This is a genomic window from Maribacter spongiicola (assembly GCF_052119685.1).
Lineage (GTDB): Bacteria > Bacteroidota > Bacteroidia > Flavobacteriales > Flavobacteriaceae > Maribacter > Maribacter spongiicola_A.
In genome coordinates this window covers 30171-41953 of the sequence record NZ_JBGQOO010000013.1, presented here as the reverse complement: position 1 = coordinate 41953, position 11783 = coordinate 30171, and the positions used below count along the sequence as shown (strand labels likewise).

At 34.7% G+C, this 11783-nt stretch carries 9 protein-coding genes; 3 read left to right on the top strand and 6 right to left on the bottom strand.

Annotation, left to right across the window (positions count from 1 at the left end):
- Positions 1-15: 15 nt before the first annotated feature.
- Both ACEN2N_RS15865 and ACEN2N_RS15860 read right to left on the bottom strand, forming a co-directional pair.
- Complete coding sequence (locus ACEN2N_RS15865; RefSeq protein ID WP_441825234.1) at positions 16-384, bottom strand: DUF4870 domain-containing protein; 369 nt, start codon at positions 382-384, stop codon at positions 16-18.
- A 73-nt stretch (positions 385-457) separates the two neighbouring features.
- The gene (locus ACEN2N_RS15860; protein ID WP_441825233.1) at positions 458-886 is read right to left on the bottom strand and encodes a hypothetical protein; all 429 of its coding nucleotides are present in this window, start codon (positions 884-886) and stop codon (positions 458-460) included.
- A 112-nt stretch (positions 887-998) separates the two neighbouring features.
- On the opposite strand from ACEN2N_RS15860, the gene mnmE reads away from it, so the two are divergent.
- A complete protein-coding gene (mnmE, locus tag ACEN2N_RS15855; RefSeq protein ID WP_441825232.1) occupies positions 999-2396 on the top strand; it encodes a tRNA uridine-5-carboxymethylaminomethyl(34) synthesis GTPase MnmE in 1398 nt (465 codons plus the stop codon).
- A gap of 17 nt (positions 2397-2413) precedes the next feature.
- Here mnmE and ACEN2N_RS15850 read toward each other — a convergent pair whose 3' ends face one another.
- Together ACEN2N_RS15850 and ACEN2N_RS15845 are read right to left on the bottom strand one after the other, a co-directional pair.
- Entirely contained in the window at positions 2414-2995 is a 582-nt protein-coding gene (locus ACEN2N_RS15850; RefSeq protein ID WP_441825231.1) for a tRNA-(ms[2]io[6]A)-hydroxylase, read from the bottom strand.
- 111 nt (positions 2996-3106) lie between these two features.
- On the bottom strand, positions 3107-6484 hold the full coding sequence (locus ACEN2N_RS15845) for a methylmalonyl-CoA mutase family protein (RefSeq protein ID WP_441825230.1): 3378 nt from the start codon (positions 6482-6484) through the stop codon (positions 3107-3109).
- 322 nt (positions 6485-6806) lie between these two features.
- Here ACEN2N_RS15845 and ACEN2N_RS15840 point away from each other — a divergent pair, with 322 nt between their 5' ends.
- Together ACEN2N_RS15840 and ACEN2N_RS15835 are read left to right on the top strand one after the other, a co-directional pair.
- The gene (locus ACEN2N_RS15840) at positions 6807-7559 is read left to right on the top strand and encodes a helical backbone metal receptor (RefSeq protein ID WP_441825229.1); all 753 of its coding nucleotides are present in this window, start codon (positions 6807-6809) and stop codon (positions 7557-7559) included.
- Between the two features lie 186 nt (positions 7560-7745).
- Entirely contained in the window at positions 7746-8486 is a 741-nt protein-coding gene (locus tag ACEN2N_RS15835) for a tyrosine-protein phosphatase (RefSeq protein WP_441825228.1), read from the top strand.
- A 102-nt stretch (positions 8487-8588) separates the two neighbouring features.
- On the opposite strand, the gene ACEN2N_RS15830 is transcribed toward ACEN2N_RS15835, so the two are convergent.
- Both ACEN2N_RS15830 and ACEN2N_RS15825 read right to left on the bottom strand, forming a co-directional pair.
- The gene (locus ACEN2N_RS15830) at positions 8589-10955 is read right to left on the bottom strand and encodes a GumC family protein (protein WP_441825227.1); all 2367 of its coding nucleotides are present in this window, start codon (positions 10953-10955) and stop codon (positions 8589-8591) included.
- A gap of 34 nt (positions 10956-10989) precedes the next feature.
- Complete coding sequence (locus ACEN2N_RS15825) at positions 10990-11772, bottom strand: polysaccharide biosynthesis/export family protein (protein ID WP_441825226.1); 783 nt, start codon at positions 11770-11772, stop codon at positions 10990-10992.
- Positions 11773-11783: the final 11 nt, after the last annotated feature.

Here is an 11783-nt window from a genome sequence, read left to right as displayed (position 1 = left end):
TGTTTTATAATATACTTACGATATAAACCGTATGGTGCCAAAGTAACTCGGCGATTCTCCGTTACTAGCTTTTATTGCATTTACTGCAGGCATAACAATTGACAAAATCCCTGCGAATATTAATAATAAGATACCGAGTCCGAATAATAAGATTCCAGGTATACCGATTACAAGATATAAGAGTAACGTTAACTGAAAGTTGATTACCGATTTACCGTGCTCATCCATACCTATAACAGAATCTTTGGTCGTTAACCAAATTACTAGGGGTACTATGAGTCCGCCAAATCCTGTTACAAAATCTAAATATTGAGATAAATGAGTAATGACCAACAAATTACGGTCTTCACGAACAACTACTGCGTTTTTATTTACTAGTTCCATTTTTGATTGATTTAATGATGAATACTACAAATAAGACGCATAAAGTCGCAAATTGTTACAATTTTGGAATAATTTATAGTTTCCTATTCAATTTTTTAAGCTTCTCCTGCTCCTTCATAATCTTCATTTGACTCTTGGCAACCTTATCTTCGATTTTTTGAATATCGACAGGAGAAAGCGTTCCTTTCAGCTTCCCTTTTTCAAGTTGAGTTTTTAATTTTTCAACCTGCCTTTCTTGCTTAGAAATAGACTTACTTTTAGCATCTATTTGCTTTTGCAGCTTCTCCTCTTTCTTTTTCGCTGCATCTTTTTTCTTTTTCGCTGCAGCTTCCTTTTTTTCTTTTTTGGCTTCAGCTTCTGCTTTATCAACTTTCTTTTTTACCTCTTCCATTTCCTTTTCTTGTGTTACTGTAATTTCACCAGTAGGCTCAGGAACATCGGTTTGAGCGATACCAAAAGAAGAAACAAATAGGAACACTAACAATACAACAACTTTTTTCATTTTTTTAATTACATTTTATTACATGCGAAATTACTATATAATTATATACTGAAAACAAAATGCTTTTAAATTAAGAAAACTACAACAGTTAATAATTGATTATTTTTGCAGCATGATTCAAAACGATACCATAATAGCATTAGCAACTCCTGCAGGATCAGGAGCCATTGCAATTATTAGACTTTCTGGAGAGGATGCAATAACGATTGCTTCAGCACATTTTGAATCAGTTTCAGGCAAAATTCTTGGAGACCAAAAGAGTCACACCATACACTTAGGATACATAAAAGATGGAGAAAATGTATTAGATCAAGTATTGATTTCCATTTTCAAAAATCCGCATTCGTATACCGGAGAAAATGTGATCGAAATATCATGTCACGGATCTTCATTTATTCAACAACAAATTATTCAATTATTTATAAGAAATGGATGCAGAACAGCAGATGCCGGTGAGTTTACTTTAAGGGCATTCTTGAATGGTAAAATGGATTTAAGCCAAGCAGAAGCTGTTGCAGATTTAATCTCAAGCGATAATGCTGCCAGCCATCAAATAGCAGTTCAACAAATGCGTGGCGGATTTAGCAATGAAATAAAGCAGTTACGAACAGAATTATTGAATTTTGCTTCATTAATTGAACTAGAGCTAGATTTCTCTGAAGAAGATGTAGAATTTGCGGACCGTACAGAATTTAAAAAGCTTTTAACACGAATTCAAAAAGTATTACAGGGACTAATTGATTCATTTGCAGTTGGTAATGTGATTAAAAACGGGATTCCGGTTGCTATCGTAGGCGAACCCAATGTTGGTAAATCAACACTTTTAAACGCATTTTTAAATGAAGAGCGCGCATTAGTATCAGATATTGCAGGTACCACACGTGATACCATAGAAGATGAAATTTCTATTGGTGGAATAGGATTTCGATTTATAGATACGGCAGGTATTCGCGAGACCCAAGATGTTGTCGAAGGAATGGGCATTAAGCGAACCTTCGAAAAAATAGAACAAGCACAAGTAGTTTTGTTATTGGTTGACGGCTCAAAATTATTAGCAGACGACAAAAAACTGAAGAATATCGTAATTGATTTTGAGAAGATAAAAAATCAGAATCCGCAGAAACCTTTATTATTATTGATTAATAAAGCAGATACCCTTACGACTGCTGATAAAGAGAAAATTAGTTTGCATTTACAAAATGTTAGATATCTATCAGCCAAATCAGGCGAAGGAGTTGAGGAGTTAAAAAACAGCCTTTTAGAATTTGTAAATACCGGTGCCCTTCGTAATAATGAAACAATCGTAACCAATACGCGCCATTACAATTCACTACTTAAAGCTTTAGAGGAAATAGAAAAGGTGCAATTTGGAATGAAGGCAGAACTCTCCAGTGACCTTATGGCCATCGATGTCAAAGAAGCTCTATATCACTTAGGCGAAATTACGGGGCAAGTTACAAATGATGAATTACTTGGGAATATTTTTGCTAATTTTTGTATCGGGAAGTAATACCACGAAAAGAGAAATTAACCATGAATAGTTTCATCTTTGCCATAATTTTGAATCACTTCCGCTTCAAACTCAACTAGCTCTTTCCAGCGTTTATCAACATCAACATCTTTACCATATTTACGAGCAAAGCCAATGAAAGTCGTATAATGACCTGCTTCGCTTATCATTAAATCTCGATAAAACTTAGATAATTCTATATCTTGAATTTCTTCTGAAAGTAGTTTAAATCGTTCGCAGCTTCTTGCTTCTATCATAGCAGAAAACAACAGTCTATCTACCATAGACTGTAATCTACTACCACCTTTGTTCATAAATTTATAAAGCTCGTTTACATAACTATCCTTACGCTCTCTACCTAGTGTATAACCGCGTTCTTTAATGATATCATGAACCATTTGAAAATGCACTAATTCTTCTTGAGCTAACAGAAGTAATTCTGTCACTAAATCTGGATACTCAGAATTAAGTGTAATAATCGTAATCGCATTAGTAGCTGCCTTTTGTTCGCACCATGCATGATCCGTTAATATCTCTTCTATATTCTTTTCTACAATATTGACCCAACGCGGGTCAGTTGCTAATTTTAAATGAAGCATGGGCTATTTCTTTATGTAAAAATAGGTGTCAACGAAGAATATGCAACCATCAACATCTTATATATTTCAGAAATCAGAAATTATAGCTTAATTTTTATCCTTAAAAAACAATTACATATTTCTACGATACTGCCCTCCTACTTCGAACATGGCATGTGTAATTTGACCTAAAGAACAATATTTAGATGTTTCCATTAATTGTTCAAAAGTGTTCTTATTATTCAAGGCAATATCCTGTAACGCTTTTAAAGATTCTTCTGCTATAGCTGAATTTCTTTCTTGTAAATCTTCAAGGTTGCTGATCTGTGCCTTCTTCTCATCTTCGGTTGCACGAATAACCTCTTCTGGTATTATAGTAGGTGAGCCGTTAGAAGACAAAAAGGTATTTACTCCTATAATGGGTAATTCCCCAGTATGTTTCTTCGTTTCATAATACAAACTCTCTTCTTGAATTTTACTACGTTGGTACATACTTTCCATTGCTCCAAGCACTCCGCCACGGTCGGTGATTCTATCAAACTCAACCATAACAGCTTCTTCAACTAAATCAGTCAATTCTTCCGTAATAAAAGATCCTTGCATCGGATTCTCGTTTCTAGCCAACCCAAGCTCTTTGTTGATTATCAATTGTATAGCCATTGCCCTTCTAACAGAATGCTCTGTAGGTGTGGTTATTGCCTCGTCATAGGCATTGGTATGCAATGAATTACAATTATCATAGATGGCATAAAGCGCTTGTAATGTGGTTCTAATATCATTGAAATCAATCTCCTGCGCATGTAAAGAGCGACCAGATGTTTGAATATGATACTTCAGCTTTTGAGAACGTTCGTTCCCGTTATACTTCAACTTCATGGCTTTTGCCCAAATTCTTCTTGCGACCCTACCAATTACGGCATATTCGGGATCAAGTCCGTTACTAAAGAAAAAAGAAAGGTTGGGCGCAAACTCATCAATATGCATACCTCTAGAAAGGTAGTATTCTACAAAAGTAAAGCCATTGGCAAGTGTAAATGCCAATTGACTAATAGGGTTTGCACCTGCTTCTGCAATGTGGTATCCAGAAATGGAGACCGAATAGAAATTACGGACTTTCTGATCTATAAAGTACTGTTGCACATCACCCATTAAACGCAATGAAAATTCAGTAGAAAAAATACAGGTATTCTGTGCTTGGTCTTCTTTTAAAATATCGGCTTGTACCGTTCCTCTTACTTTAGACAATGCATCAGCCTTTAGTTCTGCATATACATCTGCTTTTAAAACTTGGTCGCCAGTTACACCTAATAGAAACAAACCAAGACCATCATTACCTTCTGGCAACTCACCTGCATAAGTTGGGCGCTTAGCTCCTAACTTCTTATATATGGCTTCAATCTTTTTGTTTACTTCATTTTCTAATCCGTTGGCTTTAATATACTTCTCACATTGCTGATCAATTGCCGCGTTCATAAAAAATGCCGCTATTGTAGCTGCAGGCCCATTAATGGTCATAGAGACCGAAGTTGTCGGCGCGCATAAATCGAATCCCGAATATAATTTTTTGGCATCATCTAAACAGCAAATACTCACACCGGAATTTCCGATTTTTCCGTAAATATCTGGTCGATCACCTGGATCTTCTCCATAAAGTGTCACCGAATCAAATGCTGTAGATAAGCGAGCTGCCGGTAATCCTTTAGAAACATAATGAAAACGCTTATTCGTTCTTTCTGGTCCGCCTTCACCAGCAAACATTCTAGTTGGGTCTTCGCCTTGCCTTTTGAAAGGAAATACACCTGCCGTAAAAGGAAACTCTCCCGGTACGTTTTCCTGTAAAGACCATTTTAAAATATCTCCCCAGCCTTCGTACTTAGGTAAAATTACTTTTGGTATTTGTGTCTGCGATAAAGATTTGGTCGTTGTTTCTACCTTCACCTCTTGACCCCTAACTATGTAGGTGAAAAAATCTCCTTCATAATTAGCTTTCTTTATGTGCCACTCCTCTATTATTTTTTTATTATGTGGGTCAAGGTCTAACTGCAATTCTTCCTTCGCGTCTTCAATCGCGCTTAATACATCTTCTTTATCTTTTAATATTTCAGAAGATTCTTTAAGACTAAATAGTTTTTGGGCAATCATTTTTTGATGCTCTGCTCTTTCATTATAATCACGAATAGCATCTGTTATTTCAGAAAGATATCTTGTTCTTTTTGGTGGGATGATGTAAATCTTCTCAGACATTTCTCGAGAACTTTCAAAGGTCGATATTAAGCCCTCTGCTCCAGTTTTATTTACTAAAATATCTATAACCGCCCTGTACAATTGATTCATACCTGGATCGTTAAACTGGGATGCAATAGTACCATAAGCCGGAAGCTCTTCTGCCGGAGTATCCCACAATTGATGATTACGCTGGTATTGTTTTTTCACATCTCGCAAAGCATCTAGAGCCCCTCTTTTATCAAACTTGTTTAAAGCAATTAAATCTGCAAAATCAAGCATGTCAATCTTTTCAAGTTGTGTTGCCGCACCGTATTCCGGAGTCATAACATATAAAGAAACATCTGAATGCTCAGTAATTTCAGTGTCGGACTGACCAATACCTGAAGTTTCTAAAATAATTAGATCAAAACCCGCAGCCTTTGTAATATCTACCGCATCTTTCACGTATTTTGATAAGGCTAAATTTGACTGACGTGTAGCCAGTGAACGCATGTATACCCTATCATTAAAAATAGCATTCATTCGAATACGATCCCCCAACAATGCTCCGCCCGTTTTGCGTTTAGAAGGGTCTACTGAAATTACTGCAATCTTTTTATCTTCAAAATCAACAAGAAAACGACGCACCAATTCATCTACTAACGATGATTTACCAGAGCCTCCTGTTCCTGTAATACCTAATACGGGAGCTACCTTTTTCGTTTCAACCTTTTTTCTGATAGTATTTAAAACACCTTCATGCTTTTCTGGAAAGTTCTCTGCTGACGAAATTAGTCGTGCAATATCAGCGTAACTAAGTTCTTCTAATTCGCTTAATTCTACATTAAGATGCTCTCCTATCGCAAAGTCACTTTTTTTAATCAAGTCATTAATCATACCCTGAAGTCCCATGGCACGACCGTCATCCGGAGAATATATTTTCTCAATTCCGTAGGCATGTAATTCTTCTATCTCTTCAGGTAGAATTGTTCCGCCACCGCCACCAAATAACTTTATTTGCGATGCTCCTCTCTCCTGCAACAAATCATACATATACTTGAAGTATTCTACATGTCCGCCTTGATATGAAGTAATTGCGATTGCCTGCACATCTTCTTGAATAGCACAGTCAACAATTTCTTGTACAGAACGGTTATGACCTAAATGAATAACCTCACAACCCGTAGATTGTATAATTCTCCGCATGATATTTATAGCAGCATCGTGACCATCAAAAAGGGAAGCCGAGGTAACAATACGTATATTATTTAGCGGTTTATAAGGAGTTTGTATGATATCGTTCATTTTCTATGCTCAATTTAATATTTAGTAACCCAATCTTTTTTCCACGGGATGAATCAATTACGCTTCAATAAATCGTCGTTCAATACTTTACTACTTTGATAAATATTGATGTTGTAACAACAATTTTAGGATGACACGAAAATAAAGATTTTAATTAGTATAATTTCACTTTTCTTCAATCCTGCGCTTCGAATATGATTTATTAATAAATATGTACCTGAAAATTGACGAATTAATATTTTTAAGATAATGTATTGATTTTCTTTAATTAGTATTTCACATTAAAAAGGGTAGATTTACGACTCTTATTATTGCTATTTTCATGATTTATATTGACCAATTAGGAAATCAATTAAATATCGATGGTACTCCATCTCGTATTGTATCTGTTGTTCCTTCCATTACTGAATTATTATTCGATTTAGGTCTAGGAGATAAAGTGGTTGGTTGCACCAAATTTTGTGTGCACCCCAATAAACCGTATCTCACAAAAAGCATGATTGGTGGTACAAAAGACCTGAAGCTTGAAAAGATTCTACAACTTAAGCCAGATTTGATTCTCGCAAATAAAGAGGAAAATGTAAAGAATCAGATTGAATTTTTAAGTGAATCCACTCCAGTATGGTTGAGTGATGTTAAAACCTTTGACGACAGTCTTAAAATGATAGAACAAATTGGTCAAATAACTTCTAGCACCAAACGAGCGACGGAAATCATTAATCAACTAAATCATACATTAAAACCAAAAAGACCATCAATAAAAGTAGTCTATCTAATTTGGAAAGACCCGTATATGACCGTAGGTGGCGATACCTATATTAGTGACATGCTTAATAGGTGTGGCTATATAAATGTGTTTGCAGACCAAAACCGCTACCCTAGTATAACGTTACAAAAAATAAGTGATGTTAATCCAGATATGGTATTGTTATCTTCTGAGCCCTACCCGTTCAATAACGAGAATCTAAAAACAATTAAGGATCTTCTAAAAAATACAGAAGTTAGATTAGTCGACGGAGAGTTCTTTTCTTGGTACGGCTCAAGACAATTACACATTGCACCTAAAAATACCTAAACTATATTTTTAATTGATACATCTAAAATAATAGAGACCTTTTATAGTTATCAACTTTGAAGATACTGTGTTATACAAGTAATAAAAGTAAATCCATTCCACATTGTAGCTTTCGTAAAAACTTATAATGGTAATAAATAGTAACTTTGATGTATAATAAATCCTCAGAAAACTAAAACCTAATTTATGTTCAGCTTTTTCTCTAAAAAACATTTTTTAATAGATTATCTTGAAGGTTTTATCGATATTCACAATCATATATTACCAGGTATAGATGATGGCGCAAAAACTGTTGAAGATTCTATTGAACTTATAAAAGGTTTTGGTGAATTCGGAGTGACAGATTTTATATGTACTCCTCATATTATGGAGAATTACTATCCTAATACCCCGACAATAATAAATAGCTCGCTATCGTTACTTAAGAATGCTTTAAAAATGAATAATCTAGAGCATGTTAATATAAATGCAGCAGCAGAGCATATGATTGATTCCGGCTTCGAAAAACTCCTCGTAGACAAACATATTATGCCTATAGCCAAAAGCTACCTATTAATAGAAATGTCCTACTTACAAGCTTCAATAAATTTTGATAGTTCGGTAGAAAAAATAAAAAGCGCAGGATTGTTTCCAATTTTCGCGCATCCTGAGCGGTATGCGTATTTACATAAAAACCTAAATGCTTATTCACGGTATAAAAATGAAGGATTGTTGTTTCAAATGAATATTTTATCTATCGGTGAATATTATGGTAAAGAAGTAAAGCAAACTGCGTTATGGTTGTTGAAGAACAATTTAATAGATTTTGTTGCCAGTGATATTCACAAAATATCGCAACTAAAGTATCTCAAAAAAATAAGCATCAATGAAAAAACATTGATGCTTATAAAGCCTATAATTGAAAAGACTATTTATAATTTCAAATAAATTACCTCTGAGCAAAATCTTTAGGTATTCATAAGAAAGAAATCTATAAAATTTAGAGACAAAAATCAGGATTTTATAATCTCGATTATCAAGTAACCAAGTTTAAAATTTCCACCACTTTTTACTGGTCTTACTATATCCGTAACCATACTTACCTCCGTATCCTAGTTCATCTAAAGTAACATCGTTCACTACAAAAGAAACTCCTTTTAATTTCCCTTCATCACGAAGGTTTAACGGAAATTTCACTGCAGCTTCATCGGTTACTCCTGCTCTAGTTACATATATAATATGATTCGCATAAGGCGCAATTAACAACGTATCACTTACTACCATCATTGGAGCAGTATCGACAATTACATAATCGTACATTTCAGAAACTTCAGCCAATAACTCTTCTACTTTAGAACTCATTAAAAGCTCTGCAGGGTTTGGCGGTATTTTTCCTGAGTAAATTACATCAATTGTATTGTGATGCACTAACATCGGTCTGATAATATCCTTTACACTAATAGAATCATCCAATAAAAATTCTGTCAAACCAGCATCTTTATTTCTAGAAGGTGTTTTCAACTTATCGACAGAATCTCCAGAAAAGAAGGTATATAATTTCGGATTTCTAATATCTGCCCCCACTAATAAAACCTTTTTATCGGTACTTGCCAATATCATCGACAGGTTAGAAGATACAAACGTTTTACCTTCTCCTGGTGTACTAGAAGTAACATAAATAACATTGTTCTTATTACTATTACTAGCGCGCTTGGTTTTAATTAAGAAGTCAAGGTTCGCTCGAATTATTCGTAACGCCTCAGCTAATACTGAACGGTCATCATTAATAATAATCTTACTATCTTTTTTAGACAATCTAGGTAATTCACCTAATACAGGAACATCTTTCGTATATTTCTCTAGACTGTGCTTATTATGAATTTTTGTATCTAATTGATCCTTACCATAAATAATGCCGAATGGCAATAACAATCCTAACATCAAAGCTGCCAAATAGGTAATCGCTTTTTTAGGTTTTACCGGTGTCGGACTAGATACATAAGCCAAATCTATCACATTAGACTTCGGTGCTGCAGATGCGAATGTAATTTGAGACTCTTCACGCTTTTGCAACAAATACAAGTATAAAGATTCCGTAGTCTCTTGTTTTCTGGTAATATTTCTTAACTCGCGTTGATTCTGTGGTGCAGAGTATATGGTACCTTGTATTCTTCCTAATTGACTTTGAAGTGTACTTACATTCATACCTACATTACGCTCTAATGAATTTAAACTAGATTGCATCGTATTTTTCAAACCATCTAACTGTTCATCGAGGTTAACGATCATTGGGTTTTGCTCATCTGCACTTTTCAATAATCGTTTACGTTCTGAAACCAACGTATTGTATTGTAGTGTAGCTTGGCTTAACGCACCACTACCTACATCAACCACAGGCATTTCATCATAACCAGTTTCACCACTAACATAATCTTTTAATCCACTGACCATTTCTAATTGTACCTTGGCATTTTCAAGGTTTTGACGGCTACCTGCACTTACTTGAACAGCAGCACCGACCTCTAAACCAGATCCAGTCATCCCTTTTTCGGTCAATAACTCTTGTGCATCTTTATCTACGTTAGTTAAAGTACCAGAAATCAATTGAATTCTATCATTAATAAAGTCAGAAGTAGTATCGGCGATACGCTTTTTTTCCTCTACAGCATTTCTATTGTAAATTTCAATCAATTTATCAATAATATCTTTTGCCTTTTCTGGTATTGCACTGGTCATGGTGACATCTAGAATATTTGAATATTCAGCTGACACCCCTATTTGAACTGCCGTTTTCAATGACCTCGCCACATCTTCTACCGGACTCATTTTAACTTGAAACTTCTTTCCGATTAAAGCCTTTACATCTTTTACATTTGGTGTAATTACCATATCGCCTACTGGCGTTGGTATACCATTACCAAAAGAATAAATTTTAGCAGGCTCCCCTTCATTCTCTACATAACCAAAGGTACTAGCAGATGAAAACTCAATAAAAAAACCAAAGTTGGCATTTTTAATAATAGAGTCAGATGCTATAAAATTCATATTAAATGGCTGACTTTTATACACTTCAGAATTGATGACATTACCTAAAGCCATTATTTTCTTATTAACTCCTAATTCATTGACTACATCAATAAAATTAGATCTTGAAGCAATAATTTCAATTTCATCTTCTACTTGCTGATTACCACCACCAAGCATGTCTAAATCTTGAAACACGTTCATACCTGTTGGTGTACTTTTTTCTTGCACGATTTGAATTTGCGACATCACCGCATATTCAGGTACTGTATAACGAATATTAATATAAGCGATTACCAATGCTAGAATGCCGCATAGCATAAACCATTTCCATTGTTTGGCGTAGGTGGTAATCACATTTTTAATATCTTCTTTTTTATCAGAAATATTCATATAATATATTGAATTGGGTAATTAAAATAGGATTCTAGCTTCTTGTAAGAATAATTACAGCTGTAGTAATGATTAAAGACGCGATAGATACTGTTAATCCTGCTCTATTATCTAAAGTAGATTGTGTAACTGCCGACTGGTTTGGCTCTACGTACACTACATCATTCTGTGTTAAATAATACACTGGTGAATTTAACGCTGCTTTCTTGGTTAAATCGATACGCGTGTACACTTTAGTTCCATTAAAATCTCGGATGACCAGCACATTATCACGCTTACCTTTAATATTTAAATCATTGGCAAGACCAATAGCTTCTAAAACGGTAATTTGTTCACCATTTACTTCGTACGTTCCAGGTCTATTTACTTGACCTAAAACTGTTACCGTAAAATTTCGTAAACGAATATTGATAATGGGATCTTTTAAATAGGGCTGTAATTCTTGTTTTAACAAATCTTTTGTTTCTTCTGGTGTAAGACCAACAATCTTAATATTACCCACTACCGGAAAATCTATTTCACCATTCTTATCAACGATATAATCTAATTGTTGTGGTTGACCCATACTTCGCTCACCTTGTGCTGAAGAGAATAAATTAAAAGGCATACTTGCCAAAGCATCTAAAGTAGAAACATTGATACCGACAACATCATCAACTTTAAAAGTATTCGTATGGGTATTGTCACTTACAATGGTTTCATAATCTTCGGCATCCTGAAAATAGACAACATCCTTTTTTGACCCGCAAGAAGCAATAAGCACTCCTAAAAATACCAGTAATCCGTAATGATTAAATTTCGTTTTCAATGTATTCATCTTTCTAATTC